Source organism: Burkholderia sp. IT-111MI5, assembly GCF_949752865.1.
GTDB classification, from domain to species: domain Bacteria; phylum Pseudomonadota; class Gammaproteobacteria; order Burkholderiales; family Burkholderiaceae; genus Burkholderia; species Burkholderia pyrrocinia_C.
In genome coordinates this window covers 618,847-635,677 of sequence record NZ_CATKIF010000011.1, presented here as the reverse complement: position 1 = coordinate 635,677, position 16,831 = coordinate 618,847, and the positions used below count along the sequence as shown (strand labels likewise).

At 66.3% G+C, this 16,831-nt stretch carries 11 protein-coding genes; 4 read left to right on the top strand and 7 right to left on the bottom strand.

What is annotated here, in order from left to right; genetic code table 11:
- Nucleotides 1–14 precede the first annotated feature (14 nt).
- From ACM6JT_RS11010 to ACM6JT_RS10980, 7 genes are all read right to left on the bottom strand, one after another.
- Nucleotides 15–503 carry a Biofilm PGA synthesis auxiliary protein PgaD gene (locus ACM6JT_RS11010; RefSeq protein ID WP_105392169.1) on the bottom strand — a complete coding sequence of 163 codons (489 nt, stop codon included), beginning with the start codon at nucleotides 501–503 and terminating at the stop codon, nucleotides 15–17.
- Nucleotides 481–1,752, bottom strand: a complete 1,272-nt coding sequence (gene pgaC / locus ACM6JT_RS11005; protein ID WP_034179812.1) for a poly-beta-1,6-N-acetyl-D-glucosamine synthase — start codon at nucleotides 1,750–1,752, stop codon at nucleotides 481–483. The genes ACM6JT_RS11010 and pgaC overlap by 23 nt, the downstream gene beginning before the upstream one ends.
- Entirely contained in the window at nucleotides 1,749–3,839 is a 2,091-nt protein-coding gene (pgaB, locus tag ACM6JT_RS11000; protein WP_217590658.1) for a poly-beta-1,6-N-acetyl-D-glucosamine N-deacetylase PgaB, read from the bottom strand. Before pgaB ends, pgaC begins: the two co-directional genes overlap by 4 nt.
- A gap of 15 nt (nucleotides 3,840–3,854) precedes the next feature.
- A complete protein-coding gene (pgaA, locus tag ACM6JT_RS10995; RefSeq protein ID WP_414856474.1) occupies nucleotides 3,855–6,182 on the bottom strand; it encodes a poly-beta-1,6 N-acetyl-D-glucosamine export porin PgaA in 2,328 nt (775 codons plus the stop codon).
- 103 nt (nucleotides 6,183–6,285) lie between these two features.
- A complete protein-coding gene (locus ACM6JT_RS10990) occupies nucleotides 6,286–7,071 on the bottom strand; it encodes a hypothetical protein (RefSeq protein WP_414856473.1) in 786 nt (261 codons plus the stop codon).
- A gap of 63 nt (nucleotides 7,072–7,134) precedes the next feature.
- Nucleotides 7,135–7,545, bottom strand: coding sequence for a hypothetical protein (locus tag ACM6JT_RS10985; RefSeq protein WP_034179808.1), 411 nt, complete (start codon nucleotides 7,543–7,545; stop codon nucleotides 7,135–7,137).
- A 726-nt stretch (nucleotides 7,546–8,271) separates the two neighbouring features.
- Complete coding sequence (locus tag ACM6JT_RS10980; protein ID WP_034179807.1) at nucleotides 8,272–9,267, bottom strand: LysR substrate-binding domain-containing protein; 996 nt, start codon at nucleotides 9,265–9,267, stop codon at nucleotides 8,272–8,274.
- 606 nt (nucleotides 9,268–9,873) lie between these two features.
- On the opposite strand from ACM6JT_RS10980, the gene ACM6JT_RS10975 reads away from it, so the two are divergent.
- The 4 genes from ACM6JT_RS10975 (at nucleotide 9,874) to ACM6JT_RS10960 (ending at nucleotide 16,809) form a co-directional block, all read left to right on the top strand.
- On the top strand, nucleotides 9,874–11,289 hold the full coding sequence (locus ACM6JT_RS10975; RefSeq protein WP_034179806.1) for a circularly permuted type 2 ATP-grasp protein: 1,416 nt from the start codon (nucleotides 9,874–9,876) through the stop codon (nucleotides 11,287–11,289).
- Between the two features lie 64 nt (nucleotides 11,290–11,353).
- Nucleotides 11,354–12,295 (top strand): alpha-E domain-containing protein, encoded by a 942-nt coding sequence (locus ACM6JT_RS10970; protein WP_034179805.1) that lies wholly within the window; start codon nucleotides 11,354–11,356, stop codon nucleotides 12,293–12,295.
- 8 nt (nucleotides 12,296–12,303) lie between these two features.
- Nucleotides 12,304–13,299: a transglutaminase family protein gene (locus tag ACM6JT_RS10965; protein ID WP_105391281.1), complete on the top strand. Its 996-nt coding sequence runs from the start codon at nucleotides 12,304–12,306 to the stop codon at nucleotides 13,297–13,299.
- Nucleotides 13,300–13,392: 93 nt separating this feature from the next.
- On the top strand, nucleotides 13,393–16,809 hold the full coding sequence (locus ACM6JT_RS10960) for a DUF2126 domain-containing protein (RefSeq protein ID WP_414856472.1): 3,417 nt from the start codon (nucleotides 13,393–13,395) through the stop codon (nucleotides 16,807–16,809).
- Nucleotides 16,810–16,831 lie beyond the last annotated feature (22 nt).

Below are 16,831 nucleotides of genomic sequence, written 5' to 3'. Positions count from 1 at the left end.
GCGTCTCCGCTGACCTACTCGCGGGGCGGCGGCCCCGCATGGGCTACCCATTCGATGCCGGAAATCGATCCGTTCGCGTCGTGCGACGCGACGAGAATGCGCGTCGTGCGCCGCACGCCGCGCCGGCGGGCGCCGGCCAGCGCGGTCGGCGGCACCGCGCGCACCTTCGCGCTGGCCGAGCGCCGCAGCATCTTCGACACGCGCAGCCGGTACGCGAGCGGATGCACGACGCGCCCCGCGATCAGCCACGTGACGGTCGTGCCCGCGATGATCGCGATGCAGGTCGCATAGAACACGATCTGTTCGATCGGCATCTCGGCCTCGTTGAACGGCAGCAGGTAGCGGTACGTGTAGATGCAGATCGATGCCCACACGGCGCCCACCAGCGCGGGCCGCACGAGACGGAACCAGACGACCAGCACGAACCCGATGATGCGGCCGCGCTCGGCGATCATTTCGCGCGGCGTGCGCAGGGAAAGGTCAATAATCGGTGCGTTCTTCATGTTGAATGCCTCGGTCGGGGCTGACCCATACGGCCCGCTTGCCGCGGCCCCGCAATACGACGGCGGGCAGGGCGACGACGGTGGTGATCATGCTGATCAGCCAGAAGGCCACGGGATACCAGACGGTGTCCAGGAAATACATCAGGAGTTTTTCGTCGTAACGACGGTCGATCATGCTGCCGATGATCAGCTGCAGGATGCAGGTGGCGACCAGCAGCATCCCGTGCCAGTGCGGCACGACCGATACGTGCCAGTCCAGCGGCAACGGATGGAAGACATCGACGAGCGCGAGCAGCAGGATGAACGACATCGAGTAGGCCCATGCGATGCCGATCAGGTATTCGACGAACAGCGGCCACATCATCATCTGCGTCGGCCGTGCGAGCGTGCCCGCATACTTCATCAGCACCTGGATGCCGCCTTTTGCCCAGCGCAGCCGCTGCCGGTACAGCCCCTTCACCGTTTCGGGCATCAGGATCCAGCTCAGCGCGTGCGGTTCGTATACAACGCGCCAGTCGCGGCACTGCAGTTTCCAGCTGATGTCGATGTCCTCGGTCAGCATGTCCGAGCTCCAGTAGCCGACGTCGGCGAGCGCGGTCTTGCGGAACATCGTGATGACGCCCGATACCGTGAAGATGCGGCCGTACACCTGCTGCGTGCGCTTGATCAGCCCGACGATCGACGAGAATTCGCCGACCTGCATGCGGCCGAGCAGCGACGTGCGCGTGCGGATGCGCGGGTTGCCGGTCACGGCGCCGACGCCGGGATCGGTCAGGAAGTGCTCGAGCATCCAGCCGATCGCGTCGTGCGCGAGCAGCGAATCGCCGTCGATGCACAGCAGGTATTCCGCGTTCGATACGGCCGCCGCGGTCGTGAGCCCGACCGCCTTGCCTTCGTTGCGCGCGTGATGGATCACGAGCAGCCGCGGGATCTCCACGGCCAGCTCGTTGAGGATCTCGCCGGTGCGGTCCTTGCTGCCGTCGTTGACCGCGATGATGTCGTAGTTCGGGTACTGCATCGCGTTCAGGTGGCCGATCACGGCGCGCGCGTTCGCGGCTTCGTTGAAGCAGGGCACGATGATCGAGATCTTCGGAATGCCGCTCGACGCGATCGTCCGCGTCGACAGCACGCGACCCTCTTCGAGCAGGAAGTAGTGCACGACGCCGCCGATCATCCACAGATACGACATGAAGAACGGGTAGTAGAAGACGAAATCCTGCAGGCGCTGGATGATGCTGTGGGTCGTCATGGTGTCTTCGTCCCCTGCGGATGCTGCCCGTGCATCAGCGCGTTGATCGACGTCGGATCGAGCCGCGACTTCAGCGACATCACGTCGCGCATCGTGTCGAGATCCGGCTGGTTGTTCAGGAATTTGTCCGGGTAGTAGCCGAAGTTCACCGCGCCCTTGCTGCGCAGCCGCCGCATCTGCGCGATCAGCGCGCTGCCGGAAATGTCCTTGCGCTCGCGCCAGTCGTACGACTGCAGTTCGAACACGGTGCGCGCGAGGCCGCGCTGTTTCGCGCGGACGGCGCCGACGAGCTGGTCCATCCAGCGCTGGGGGTCCGGCGCCTGTTCCATGTACGGCATCGCCATCAGCGCGACGAAGTCGTAGGTGGCGAGGAAATCGTCGTAGTTCTGCGCGTACCACGCTTCGGACTCGGGCTTCAGCACCGGCAGCGCGAAGATGTTGCGCGCGGTCAGCACGTCGCCCGCGTTCTGGTTCGCGAGCACGATCTGTTCGAGCTGGCGCGTCAGGTCGATCAGGTAGCGCGTCTTCTGCCGCGTCCAGCGGCTCATCAGGTCCGGCGTCGCGCGGATCTTGCCGATGTCGGCCGGCAGCCCCCACTGCGAATACGTGCTCAGCGCGTGCCGGCCCGCATCCTCGTAATCGTCGAGCACGGCGTCGTCGCTGAACAGGATGCCGCCGAACGACGCGTACTTGCCGAGATCCTCGTAGATCTGCTCGATCATCAGCCGCGCTTGCGGATCGAACGGGCTCAGCCGGTACACGCGCGAGCCGTTTTCGCGCGCGGGCGCGCCGCCGTATGCGCTGACGGCCTCGAGCCCGCGATGCTTGTCGGCCGGCGGGCGGAACGCCAGCACCGGCATCCATGCGTACACCTGCACGTTGGCGCGCGTGTTGAGCTGCCACGCGGCGCGCGAGAACAGGTCGGCGCGCATCGGCAGGTGCCGGTTCGGGAAGTACAGCGATTCCGCGACGCCCGTGCCCTTCGGATCGGCGAACGCCTGCAGGTACACCGATTTCGGCTGCATCCGGTAGATGCGCTCGATGAGCTTGCCGAGATTCGTTTCCTGCCGCGCCGGATCCGGATCGTAGACCTGGTCGAGATCGACCTGCACGACGCGCTCCGGGATGTCGACGTCGCCGCGGTTGGTCGCCGGCTCGCGCATCGACCGCTCGAACCCGCCGATGTCGACGTCGTACATCATCAGGATCCGCCGCAGCCGGTCGAGCGGCACGTCCGGCGTATTCGGGCCGGCGTCGAGGCTGAACTGGATGTCCATGCCGAGCGACGTCGAAATCTTGCGCACGGGCTGGTTTTCCGCGCCGTATGGCCAGACCATCGAGCGTGCGACGATGCCGGTGCGTTCGCGAATCTGCCGCACGCATGTCTGAAGGTCGTCATGCACGCGGGCTTCGAACTCCGCATCGGTTTCATAGCGCTTCTCGTTCTGGAGGTACAGGTGCGACGTGGTGGCCGGCAACTCGTTGCCCTGCGGATTCGCGACCGCGCCGTGATGGAGGTTGTGCGTGTGGCACGCGAGCTCGACGAGATTCGACTTGCCGACCTTCTGCACCTCGTCCCACGACATGAAGTAGTCGCGCGGCATCTGGATCCTGTCGCTGATGCGGATCGGCGTATCCGGCGGCGCGTCGATCCATGCGGTGACGATGCCCATCACGGCCGGATACTTGAAGCGCTCGAGCAGCGGCAGGACTTTCGTGTAGTGGCTGCGGTAGCCGTCGTCGAACGTGAGCAGCACCGCGCGCGGCGGCAGCGGCTTGCCGCCGTGCCGCGACGCCTCGATCTGCTTGACCGTGACGGTGTGATAGTTGTTGGTCTGCAGCCACGAGAAGATGGCCGTCAGCGTACCGGTGTCGACCGCGTAAGGATCGACCATCGCCGACGTGGCGAACGTCGACAGCAGGTTGTCGCGCACGTCGTGCAGGCAGATCACGCGGAACGTCTTGCCGTCGACGGGATCGGACGGCGGCAGCAGGTCGATCATCCGCGCATTCGTCACGCCCGGGAACAACGAACAGGCCGCAAACGTGCCGAGGCATCCGCACATGAAGAACCGTCTGGATTGCATCGTTCGAGCTCCTTTCTAAAACGGCAGGTTGAGCGACAGGAAGCCGGTTTCGGAACGCTCGCGCTGGCCGTCGTACGCATGGCTGCTGACCTCGACGCCGTAGGTCAGCGTGATGTCGTGCTTGAACGTCCACGTGTGCGCGAGGCGGGCGCTCCACAGCGGACTGGTGCCGAAGCCGCGCTCGTTGTATACGCCGCCGGACGCCGACAAGCGCTGCTGCAACGACATGTCGCCCTTCTTCCACAGCGTCAGCTGATGCATGACGGTCGCCGCGGCAGCGTAGTCGCGGCCCGGGCTGAAGTAGGGCGCGTCCCGCCGCGTGTTGCTGTCGGTTCCGAGATTCAGCGACACGTTGACGAGCTGGTTCGCGGACGTATATACGCGCTGCGTACCCGTCGCGGAAATCTCCTGGTGCAGGTTCGAATCGCTGTAGCGGCTCACGCCGTAGCTCAGCCTGACTTCGCGGCGGTCGTTCTGGCGATACACGACCTCGACGTTCGCCGAGCGGCCCCAGATGTGCGCGAGATACGCCTTCCACGGCAGCGAGTTGTCGTTGGAGTCGAGCGCGCCGCTGACCGTCCAGTAATCGTTGAGGTTGTACGTGATGGAGCCGCGGCCGCCCGTGCGCCCGTCGCTGCCGAACGAACGCGTGACTTCGCCCTGGATCGTGAGCGGCCCGTGCCGGTAGTCGCCGCCGACACCCGTGCGCGTGCGGCTGACGCTGCCGGCGTCGGTTTGCGCATGGCCGAAGAACGTGTGGGAAAACACGCGCCAGTTGTCGCCGAACGGTTGCGAATACACATAGCTGTCCGACGAGAAGCTGTTGTCGGCCAGTGCGCTGTTGCCGTGCTCGAAGCTCAGGTCGGTCGTGAACAAGGGGCTGCGGTACGCGTTGTAGTCGCGCTTGAACGCGCGCACGGAGCCGCTGTCCGGGAACGTGTTGCCGAAGGTCTGGTCGACGCTCTTCGCGGTCGCGTAGTCGTCGGCCGTCAGCGATGCGCGGCCGAGCCCCGCGAGCATTTCCACGTTGTCAGGGTGGTCGGTCAGCGACGCGCGATACATCGCGATCGCCTGGCGCGGATGCGACTGGCCCGAAACGGCGTCGGCGTGCGCGGCGCGGACCTCGGCATTGAACGGCACTTCCTTCTCGAGCTTTTCCAGCGCGGCGATCCCTTCTTCAACCCGGCCCGTATAGATCAGGTATTGCGCCTGCAGCCGGTAGTAGCGCAGGTAGTCGTCGTTTTCCGGCCCCCAGGTCCGCACCTGGTTGGCCGGCGGCAGCGATTTGCCCATGTCGTCGAGCACCCGGCTCGCATCCGCCGCGCGTGCCTGGTCGACGTACGACCAGAACAACCCCTCGCGCAATTCGATCGGACGCGTGCGCGCGCCGTACAGGAAGCCGCGCGTCGCACGGTCCGTCGGCGATGCGGTCGCCTGCGTCAGCGCGCGCTGGTACACGGCGTTGGCCTTGCCCGGTTCGCTCAGGTACAGGTACGCGTCGCCGACGGCCGCCAGCGCGTCGATCGAGATTTCCGCATCCGGCGGAATCGTCTCGAACGTCGCGACGGCCGTCTTCATTTCGCCGCGCGCGGCGTAGGCGATCGTCCGGTCGCCGGCGAGTGCCGTCCTGACCTGCGAATACTCGGGCGTGGCCGGCATTCGCTTGTCGAGGTCGTCCGCGGCACGCAATGCGCTGTCGAGCCCGTCGAAGCGGTCGGCGCTCGTCATCGAGCGCGACTTGTCGCGTCCGCCGCGCACCTGCTGGCGAATCGACAGTTCCTCGAGCTGCGCGAGATCGACGGCGGAGAAGACGTCCGGGCGCGCTTTCGCTTCCTCCAGCGCCATGACCGCGCCGCCGCTCGACGCGAGCCCGAACACGTCGTTGCGGACGGTGGCCGGATCGGCGGTGCGGAGGTCGGGCATCTGCGCGTTCGGGGTTTCCGCGTCGGGGATCTGGGCGCCTGGGGGTTGGGTACCCGGTGATTGAGCACCCGGCGCCTGCGCATTCGGCATCGGCGTGCCGGGTGTCTGCGGTGTCGGCGTCTGGGCTGCGGGCGCCTGGGCATTCGGCATCTGGGCACTCGCGGCCTGCGCGATCGGGGTCGGCGCATTCGGCGGTGGCGCGTCCGGCGCGAGCACGCCCGGTGTCGGCGCGCCCGGCGGCTTCGGATCCGGCGCACCGCTGGTTCCGGAGATTTCGCCGACGCTGCCCGGTTCCGTGTCGCCTTCGGCGGAGAAGCAGGGGCCGGACGCGACGAGCAGCAACACGAGCGGCGCATGCAGGAGGATCCGCCGGCTGGACGGGGCGACGGTGGTGCATTGTTGTTTACGATTGTTGGCCACGGTATGTCCTCACTTCGAAACGATCACATCGGTTGCCCCCGACGATGCACGCCGTCGCTCGCCATGCTGCCGGACGGCGAGGGCCCGGTCATGCGGAACCGGCTTACAGGCGATTGCGGATCGCCTGCCCGAGTAACGCACGTGATTCGCTGTTCGTCGGGTCGATCGCGAGAGCCCGACTTGCGTTTTGCTCCACACAGTTCCATTCGTCGATCTGCGCGCACCAGCGCGCCTTTGCCAGCGCGCGGGCGCCTTCCAGTTCCGCGTGCGTGACGCTTGCCGTCTGCATGCGTGCCGTGTCGGTGCTGTACGACTGTGGCTTCGGCGCGAGGTCCATGCGCTTTCTCGTGCCCGCCAGCGTCTCGGTTCGCGGTGCGCGATGCGCATCGCCGAGCCGTGCATTGGCGCGGTCATGGGCCGGCGCGGCATGCGTATTGGCCGCGAGTTTCACGGGTGGCGCATGCGACGGTTGGCGGTGTTTCGCGGCGGCGCGGGACGCTGCCCGCGGCGCGGCTTCCGGTTCGGCCGCGAGCTTGACGGGCGGCGCTGCAGCAGCGGATGGCCCCGGCGGCGCGGGCGGAGTGGCGGCCTGTGCGATCGTCGGCGCCGGCCCGGGGGCGGCCGATGTTCCGGACACGCCGGACGCAGCGGTTGCGCGGGACGTCGCGGCCACGATCGCGTTGCGGTATTTCCCGACGGCGGTTGCGATCACGCCGGAGAAGTCGTGCGTCACGCTTGCATGGCCGAGCGCCGTGCCGCGCTCGGCATACGCGAAGACGCCGAAGATCGTGGCAAACGCGACGAAGCTGAGTGCGGCATTCTTGCCGGGACCCCAGGAGGGTTTCGACTGGCTGGCGGGCGGGTCGTCCGGTCGTTCTGCGCGAGTCATTCGATGCTCCTCGATTCGATACGTTGTGGTGAATGACACAATCGGAGCGGCTTCAGGCGGCGCTCACCATCGCAACTGCGTGGTAAGTACGCCCGTTTCGACGATCGCGAACTGCGTGGCGCCCTGGTAGGTCCCTTCGACCCGGTAGCTCGCGTCGGGCACGCTGAACAGGCAGCGCGATCCCGATGCGTTGAATTCGACGAGCACGCGGCCGTGTCGCCTCAGGCGCACCTGTACGTTGGCAAGCGGTTGCCCGGTCCGGGCCGACGCGAACGACACGCCGAGGTTGTACGGACGGCCGTCGGGGGGAAGCGGCGCGGTACCGTCGATTTGTGCATCGCCGCAGATATACGAAATCACATAGCGGCCTGAGCCGGAACCGGACGCGGGTGTCTGGGCCGTGGCATTCAGGCAGAGCGCGGATACGACGACGCTCAGGAAAGGGCGAGCATGTTGTCGAAACGAGGAAGACATTGCAACCTCCCGTCCGGAATCAATGGCAGCGCATTTATTCCGGGTCTCCGAGTCAAATTTTCCAACATTCTTTTTGCGACACGCTATTGATACACGATGGATTTTGAATCAACAACCGCGTGTGGCTTGAATGGAACGGCTCTGAAAGATATTATCTAAACAGGATTGCGACAGATTTGTATGACCTGCTTACCGCTGAAGAAAGTCGATATTGCCAGATATGAATATTGCTTTCGGTACGGATGATCGAGCACGCATTGAATCAAGTCGGAGGTATCGAAATTCGTACCGAAAAATAACGACTGATAAAAGAAAGTTTTGCGCCTGTGTTCGAGGCGAATCGATGAATTTCAGACACAGGTTACGCGATTTTAAATGGGGCGAGACGTCTTTTTTGATATTCGTTTCGTTACATGCAAATAGAAACTTTTTATTTGTTCTGTAACAGGGTATTTCTGATCTGAAAATAAGAAGAGATATTCGGAGTTGGCGCGACGGGTTTAAAAGATGCTATTTTGAATCGCAAACGTTTGCATTTTATGCGATATCGATTCCATGCCTGCAAAGTGATTTCGCGGGCTGCGGCAGGATTGCCGATTGCTGCAGGAAAGGAGGCCGCGTTCGATATGAAGCGGCGCGACCCACAGGCACGCGGACGCAGCATTGCCCGGGATCGCACCCGCACCCGCACCCGCGCCGTTGACGCGCACGGCGCGGACGCGAATGTCAGCGGCTGCCGCCCGCGCTTCGCCGCGCGATGCGCATCGCCGGCGCGGCCGCTTGCTCGGCACCGCTCGCGCCTTCGGCCGCCGTGCGCGGCCGGTTCATGATGTAGCTCCACAGCTGCTCGGCCGCGAGCCCGCGCTTGCGCGCGGATCGATACAGGCGGATTTCGAGTTCGGTGATCCAGTCCCCGGAACCCGCGCATACGAGCGTGCCGTCCGCGAGCTCCTTCTCGACGCAGCTTTCGGGCAGCCAGCCGATCCCGTGCCCGGCCACGACCATGCCCTTCAATGCCTCGGACATATGCGTCTCGAAGCACCGGTGCAGCACATACGGCTCGGTCGCATTCAGCAGCAGCATCTCGACGATGTTCCCGAGAAACGCGCCCGACGAATAGGCCAGCAGCGGCAGCGGGGCATCGGGCGTACCCGGCAGCTGGAACACGGGCTTGCCGCGCGCGTCGGGCGTCGACACCGGCAGGATCCGCTCGACGCCGAGGCTGACGAACGGGAAGTGGTTCGGGTCGAGCACGATCGGTAACTGCGGATGGTGATAGCCGAGCAGCAGGTCGCATTCACCTTCGACGAGCTGCTGCACGCCTTCCGGCACGTTCACCGCGTTCACGCGCGCGGTCACGTGGCCGACCTCGCCGTTGAGCTGCTTGAGCCATTCGGGAAACAGCGTGAAAACCAGCGTGTGCGCGACGGCAAAACGCACAACCTGGTCGCTGGCCGCGAACTGGTCGTAGCCGTTCACGAGATTGCGCGCCGCATACATGCTGCGCAGGATGTCCGCGGCGAGCCCGCGGAACATCTGTCCGGCCGGCGTCAGCGTGATCGGGTTGATGCTCCGGTCGACCAGCTTCGCGTCCATCCAGGTTTCGAGTGCGGCGATTCGTCTGCTGAATGCAGACTGCGTCAGGTGCCGGTTACGCGCGGCACGGGAAAAGCTCTTGGTATCCGCAAGGCTCAGGAAATCTTCCAGCCACTTTGCTTCCATTTCGATCTTCGCTTTTTATAGTCGGGCGCCGGGAGGGCGGCGGCGGCGCCGCTTCGCTGCAACAATTTTCTAGCGTACCGCGCCTCGCGTCGGTCGTCCCGATGTTTTTTTTCGATGGGTGTCAGTCGAAATATGCATGGGCGTTGTCGGCGGGATTACGGCTGCATAGCGTTGAGGTGCCGGACCCGGCTAACCGGTTAGTTCATCGCGTCGAACTGCCGGTGCGGCCGCAGACGGTACTTCCCCAGGGCCGGCCGCGCGGTGCGCGTGCCGGCCCGCCTTCCCGCCCTTCGGTGCAGGCGGCCGGCGATCCGGCGGCCGGCGCTCCGGGCGGGCCGTCTTTTTGTGCAGTGCAGATTGCACATTCGTGACACGCGGGAGAACTATGTTCGGCAGACGCGGCGCAGCATCGGCCGTGCGCGATCGCGGCGCATCGATGCCGCCATCGGCGTCGCGTGCTGCACCGTGATGGTGCGGCGGGCCGCGCGGGCATGCCCGGCGCGGCGCAAAAGGGGGGATATCGCAAGGCACGGTCCTTGCAGAGTAATTGTTACGCCGGTCCGGCATGCGCAATGCCGGGGAAAACGATCGATGGAGAAAAGATCGATGAAGCCATTCGATGAAATGCTGCAATCCGGCGACATGGTAAGGGCGCCTTACGCGCGCCTGAAGCAATGGCTCGACACGCAGAATCCCGCGAGCCTCGCCCAGAAAGCCCACGATGCGGAGGGCGTGTTCCGCAAGACGGGCATCACGTTCGCCGTTTACGGCGACGCGGAGGCCGCCGAGCGGCTGATTCCGTTCGATATCGTCCCGCGCATCATCTCGGGTTCGGAATGGAGCCGGCTGTCGCTCGGCATCGAGCAGCGCGTGATGGCGCTCAACGCGTTCCTCGACGACATCTACCACCGCCAGGAGATCGTGCGCGCGGGCATCGTGCCGAAGCACCTGATCGCGCACAATGAGGCCTTCATTCCGGAGATGATCGACTTCCGGCCGCCCGGCAACGTTTACACGCACATCATCGGCGTCGACATCGTGCGCACCGGCGAGAACGAGTTCTACGTGCTGGAGGACAACGCGCGCACGCCGTCCGGCGTGTCGTACATGCTGGAAAACCGCGAGACGATGATGCAGCTCTTCCCCGAGCTGTTCCAGCAGGTGAAGGTGCGCCCGGTCGAGACCTATCCGCAGATGCTGCGCCAGTCGCTCGCGGCCGTGTGCCCGCCGGGCGGCAACGCCGACAACCCGACCATCGCCGTGCTGACGCCCGGCATCCACAATTCCGCGTACTACGAACATTCGTTCCTCGCCGACCAGATGGGCGTGCACCTCGTCGAGGGCAGCGACCTGCAGGTGATCGACGGCCGCGTCGCGATGCGCACCACCGAAGGCTTCCAGCCGATCGACGTGCTGTACCGGCGCGTCGACGACGCGTTCCTCGATCCGCTCACGTTCCGCCCCGATTCGGTGCTCGGCGTCGCGGGGATCATGGACGTGTACCGCGCGGGCAACATCACGATCGCGAACGCGCCCGGCACCGGCATCGCCGACGACAAGGCGATCTACTCGTACATGCCGGAGATCGTCGAGTTCTACACGGGCCGCAAGGCGCTGCTGGAGAACGTGCCGACCTGGCGCTGCGGCGATGCGGACAGCCTGAAATACGTGCTCGCGCATCTCGACGAACTGGTCGTGAAGGAAGTGCACGGCTCGGGCGGCTACGGGATGCTCGTCGGGCCGTGCGCGTCGAAGGCCGAGCTCGAGGCGTTTTCCGCGAAGCTGCGTGCGCGGCCCGCGAACTACATCGCGCAACCGACGCTGGCGTTGTCCACGACGCCGATCCTGACCGAAGCGGGCCTCGCGCCGCGCCACGTCGACCTGCGCCCGTTCGTGCTGGTGTCGGACCGGATCCGCATCACGCCGGGCGGGCTCACGCGCGTCGCGCTGAAGGAGGGCTCGCTCGTCGTCAACTCGAGCCAGGGCGGCGGCACCAAGGACACCTGGGTGCTGGCCGACTGAGCCGGACACGACCGCGCGCGCCGGAGCCGGCGCGCCAACCGAACGAAGACGGAGTGGACACGAGATGCTTCTGGGACGTACTGCAAGCGGTCTCTACTGGATGTACCGCTATATCGAGCGCGCGGAGAACATCGCGCGCATCGTCGATGCCGGGCTGCGGATGGCGCTCACGCGCACGTCCGACGCGCCGGCCGAATGGTCGTCGGTGCTCGTCAGCTCGGGCGCCGACGACGGCTACCGGCAGAAATACGACGCGTATGCGGCCGATACCGTGACCGACTACCTGCTGCGCGACCGCGACAACCCGTCGAGCGTGCTGTCGTGCATCGAGGCCGCGCGCTCGAACGCGCGGATGGTGCGCACGGCGCTCACGCGCGAGGCGTGGGAGAGCGTGAACGGCGCGTGGCTCGCGCTGCGCCGCGCATTCGAGCGGCCGGTGCCGGAGAGCGAGCTGCCGGCGGTACTCGACGAGGTGAAGCGCGAAACCGCGCTGATCCTCGGCAGCTTCTACAGCACGATGCTGCGCAACGAGATCTTCGATTTCGCGCAGATCGGCGCGTTCGTCGAGCGCGCGGACAACACCGCGCGGATCATCGACGTGAAGTACCACCTGCTGCTGCCGTCGGTGTCGCACGTGGGCACGATCCTCGACAACTACCAGTGGGAGACGATCCTGCGCTGCGTGGCCGCGCACCGTTCGTACCGCTGGGTGTACGACGTGCAGTACAAGCCGATGAACATCGCCGACTACCTGATCCTGAACGGCCGCATGCCGCGTTCGCTGCGTTATTGCTACGGGCGCGTCGTATCGAGCCTGAACCTGCTCGCGAAGGATTACGGCGTGACACACCCGTGTCACGACACGGCCACGAAGATCTTGCAGATGCTGTCCGATACCTCGGTCGAGCGGATCTTCAAGAGCGGCCTGCACGAGTTCCTGACCGACTTCATCGGCCGTAACAACAGCCTCGGGCTCGAAATCGCCCAGGCCTACAACTTCGACTGAGACTAGCCATGCGACTCGCCATCCGACACATTTCGCGTTATCAGTTCGACGATCAAGCCACCCATGCGCTGCAACGGCTGCGGCTGCGCCCGCAGTCCGGGCCCGGGCAGACGGTGCGCGCGTGGCAGGTCACGATCGACGGCGTCGAGCCGACGCTGTCGTACGCCGACGGGCTCGGCAACCGGATCGACCTCGTGCGTCACGACCGCGGCGCGAAGGCCGAGATCGTCGTCGTCGCGGCCGGCGTCGTCGAGACCCAGGACCGCGCGGGCATTCTCGGCAATCCCGAGGGTTATGCGCCGCCGTGGATCTTCGAGCGCGAGACCGCGCTCACGAAGGCGGGCGACACGGTGCGCGCACTCGCGCAGGCGCTGCCGATCGAGCCGTACGGCCTCGACGCATTGCACTGGCTGATGACTGAAGTGCACGGCCGCATTGCGTACGCGCCGAACCTGGCCGCCGACGCGCCCGTCGATGCGGAAACCGCGCTGCAAAGCGGCGAGGGCACGAGCCGCGACCATGCGCACGCGTTCATCGCGGCCGCGCGCGCGCTGAAGATTCCCGCCCGCTATATCTCGGGCTACGTGCTCGCCGACAGCGCGATGCAGCGCATCGCCGACGCGAAGCAGAACGCGGGCGACGAAGACGACGAGGAAGCGCTCGCGTTGCAGAGCGGCGAGGGCATGCAGCAGGTGCTCGGCGCGTCGCATGCCGCGCAGTCGCAGTCGCAGACTCAGTCCCAGGGCCAGTCGCAGGCGGCGCTCGGCGCGCAGCCGCAAGCCGCCGCGCTGATGCAGCAGCCGGCCGGCCATGCATGGGCCGAGGCCTATGTCGAAGGGCTCGGCTGGGTCGGGTTCGATCCGTTCATGAATCGCTGCCCGGACGAGCGCTACGTGCGCATCGCGGTCGGCCTCGACTATCGCGACGCGCAGCCGGTGACGGGGCTCGGTGCGACGGCCGTCGGCGTCGAGATCAGCGTCGTGCAGACGCCCGAACTCGTCTGACGCGACGCGCGCTTTCGCCGAATCCGCCATGCCGGGCCGCCGCGTCGACAGCGACGCGGTGCGCGCGGCCGATCCAACCCGAATCGAGCTCCCATGTCCATCCACGTCGCGCTGCATCACACCACCCGCTACCGTTACGACCGGCTCGTCAACCTCGGCCCGCAGGTCGTGCGGCTGCGGCCCGCGCCGCACTGCCGGACGCCGATCCTCGCGTATTCGATGACGGTCGAGCCCGCGCAGCACTTCATCAACTGGCAGCAGGACCCGTTCTCGAACTATCTCGCGCGGCTCGTGTTTCCGGAGCGCACCGAGTACTTCGAGGTCACGATCGATCTCGTCGCCGAGATGTCGGTGTACAACCCGTTCGACTTCTTCCTGGAAGCGAGCGCGGACCAATACCCGTTCAGCTATGACGACGCGCTGAAGACCGAGCTCGCGCCGTATCTCGCATGCGATCCGCAGACGAGTGCGTCGCCGCTGTTCCGCGCGTATGTCGACGGCGTCGACCGCACGCCGGCCGGCACCGTGAACTTCCTCGTCGCGCTGAACCAGCAGCTTCAGCACGACATCGGCTACCTCGTGCGGATGGAGCCGGGCGTACAGACGCCCGAACAGACGCTGAAACTCGCATCCGGCTCGTGCCGCGACAGCGCGTGGCTGCTCGTGCAGCTTTGCCGCCATCTCGGCATCGCCGCGCGCTTCGTGTCGGGCTACCTGATCCAGCTCACGCCCGACGTGAAATCGCTCGACGGCCCGAGCGGCACGTCGGTCGACTTCACCGACCTGCACGCATGGTGCGAGGTCTACCTGCCGGGCGCCGGCTGGATCGGCTTCGATCCGACGTCGGGCCTGCTCGCCGGCGAAGGGCATATCCCGCTCGCGTGCACGCCGCAGCCGACCAGCGCCGCGCCGGTCGAAGGGCTGATCGACGAATGCGAGGTGTCGTTCGAGCATGAGATGGCCGTGACGCGCGTGTACGAATCGCCGCGCGTGACGAAGCCGTATACGGAGTCGCAATGGGATGCCGTGCGCACGCTCGGCACGCAGGTCGACGGCGCGCTGGCGGCCGGCGACGTGCGGCTCACGCAGGGCGGCGAGCCGACCTTCGTGTCGATCGACGATCGCGACGGCGCCGAATGGAACACCGATGCGCTCGGCCCGACCAAGCGTGGTTATGCGACCGAGCTCGTGCAGCGGCTGCGCGCCGAATACGGCGACGGCGGCTTCCTGCATTTCGGGCAGGGCAAGTGGTATCCGGGCGAGCAGCTGCCGCGCTGGGCGCTGTCGATCTTCTGGCGTGCGGACGGCCAGCCGGTATGGCACGATCCGTCGCTGTTCGCCGACGAGCGCGAGCCGTCCGCGTATACGACCGACGACGCGAAGCGCTTCATCGACGCGCTGGCCGCGCGGCTGAACCTGACCGACGAATTCATCCGCCCCGGCTACGAGGACGTCTGGTATTACCTGTGGCGCGAACGCCGGCTGCCCGTCAACGTCGATCCGTTCGACTCGCGCCTCGACGACGAGCTCGAACGCGCGCGGCTGCGCAAGGTGTTCGAGCAGCAGCTCGACAGCGTGGTCGGCTATGTGCTGCCGGTCAAGCGTACGGACGACGAGTCGGGCCTCGACGGGCCGCGCTGGCAGACGGGCCCGTGGTTCTTCCGCGACGAGCGGATGTACCTAGTACCCGGCGATTCGCCGATGGGCTATCGGCTGCCGCTCGATTCGCTGCCGTGGGCCGCCCGTGCCGACCATCCGTATCTGGTCGAGCGCGATCCGTTCGCGCCGCGCGATGCGCTGCCGGAAGCCGCCGCCATCCGCGCGCGCTATACCGGCCCGGCCGATGCGCCGCGCTACCTGTCCGGCGTGCATCGCGAAGCGTCCGCGCAGACCGTGATGCAATGGCGCGGCGGCGACACGGCCAGCGCGCGGCATGCCGCGCATGCGCACGACCCGCAGCGCCGGCCCGAGCGCTTCGAATCGGCCGCGTGGATCACGCGCACCGCGCTGTGCGTCGAAGTGCGCAAAGGCATCCTGTACCTGTTCATGCCGCCGCTCGCCGCGCTCGAGGATTATCTCGAACTGCTCGGCGCGATCGAGCTGACTGCGCACGCGCTCGGCGTGAAGCTCGTGCTCGAAGGTTATCCGCCGCCGCGCGACGCGCGGCTGAAGCTGCTGCAGGTGACACCCGATCCCGGCGTGATCGAGGTGAACATCCATCCGGCCGCAAGCTTCGATGAGCTCGTCGACCATACCGAATTCCTGTACGACGCCGCATGGCAGTCGCGGCTGTGCAGCGAGAAGTTCATGGTCGACGGCCGCCACGTCGGCACGGGCGGCGGCAACCACTTCGTGCTCGGCGGCGCGACGCCGGCCGACAGCCCGTTCCTGCGCCGCCCGGACCTGCTTGCGAGCCTGATCGCGTACTGGCACAACCATCCGTCGCTGTCGTACCTGTTCTCCGGGCTGTTCATCGGGCCGACGAGCCAGGCGCCGCGCGTCGACGAGGCGCGCAACGACCAGCTCTACGAACTCGACATCGCATTCGCCGAGATCCAGCGCAACAAGCTGCTGTACGGGCAGGACATGCCGCCGTGGCTCGTCGACCGCGTGCTGCGCAACCTGCTGATCGACGTGACGGGCAACACGCACCGCAGCGAGTTCTGCATCGACAAGCTGTATTCGCCCGATTCGTCGACCGGCCGCCTCGGCCTGCTCGAACTGCGCGCGTTCGAGATGCCGCCGCATGCGCGGATGAGCATCGTGCAGCAATTGCTGCTGCGCGCGCTGGTCGCGCGCTTCTGGGCCGCGCCGTACACGACGCCGCTCACGCGCTGGGGCACCGCGCTGCACGACCGCTTCATGCTGCCCGCCTTCCTTCAGATGGATTTCGACGACGTGCTGGCCGAACTGCGCGATGCCGGTTTCGCGTTCGACCCGGCATGGTTCGCGCCGCACTTCGAATTCCGCTTCCCGCTGTTCGGCCAGATCGCGGTGAACGGGATGCAGCTGTCGCTGCGCGGCGCGCTGGAGCCGTGGCACGTGATGGGCGAGGAGGGCGCGCCCGGCGGCACGGTGCGCTACGTCGATTCGTCGGTCGAACGGCTCGAAGTGCGCGTGACGGGGTTGAACGACAACCGGCACGTCGTGACGGTCAACGGCCGCGCGCTGCCGCTGCAGCCGACCGGCACTGTCGGCGAATACGTCGCGGGCGTGCGCTACAAGGCGTGGTCGCCGCCGTCGGCGCTGCATCCGACCATCGGCGTGCACGCGCCGCTCACGTTCGACATCGTCGATACGTGGCTGCAGCGCTCGCTCGGCGGCTGTCGTTATCACGTCGCGCATCCGGGCGGGCGCAACTACGCGACGTTCCCCGTCAATGCGTACGAGGCCGAGAGCCGCCGGCTCGCGCGCTTCGTCGAGATGGGGCACACGCCGGGGCGGATGGACGTGTCGGCTACCGCGCCGAGCCGCGAATTCCCGTTCACGCTCGACTTGCGGCGGCCGTGACGGGCCGATGACGGGGCGGACG

Bases quoted from the DNA above. Each gene is read 5' to 3' on its own strand.
- ACM6JT_RS11010 (WP_105392169.1), bottom strand. From the start codon at position 503: ATGAAGAACGCACCGATTATTGACCTTTCCCTGCGCACGCCGCGCGAA.
- pgaC (WP_034179812.1), bottom strand. From the start codon at position 1,752: ATGACGACCCACAGCATCATCCAGCGCCTGCAGGATTTCGTCTTCTAC.
- pgaB (WP_217590658.1), bottom strand. From the start codon at position 3,839: ATGCAATCCAGACGGTTCTTCATGTGCGGATGCCTCGGCACGTTTGCG.
- ACM6JT_RS10990 (WP_414856473.1), bottom strand. From the start codon at position 7,071: ATGACTCGCGCAGAACGACCGGACGACCCGCCCGCCAGCCAGTCGAAA.
- ACM6JT_RS10985 (WP_034179808.1), bottom strand. From the start codon at position 7,545: ATGTCTTCCTCGTTTCGACAACATGCTCGCCCTTTCCTGAGCGTCGTC.
- ACM6JT_RS10980 (WP_034179807.1), bottom strand. From the start codon at position 9,267: ATGGAAGCAAAGTGGCTGGAAGATTTCCTGAGCCTTGCGGATACCAAG.
- ACM6JT_RS10975 (WP_034179806.1), top strand. From the start codon at position 9,874: ATGAAGCCATTCGATGAAATGCTGCAATCCGGCGACATGGTAAGGGCG.
- ACM6JT_RS10970 (WP_034179805.1), top strand. From the start codon at position 11,354: ATGCTTCTGGGACGTACTGCAAGCGGTCTCTACTGGATGTACCGCTAT.
- ACM6JT_RS10965 (WP_105391281.1), top strand. From the start codon at position 12,304: ATGCGACTCGCCATCCGACACATTTCGCGTTATCAGTTCGACGATCAA.
- ACM6JT_RS10960 (WP_414856472.1), top strand. From the start codon at position 13,393: ATGTCCATCCACGTCGCGCTGCATCACACCACCCGCTACCGTTACGAC.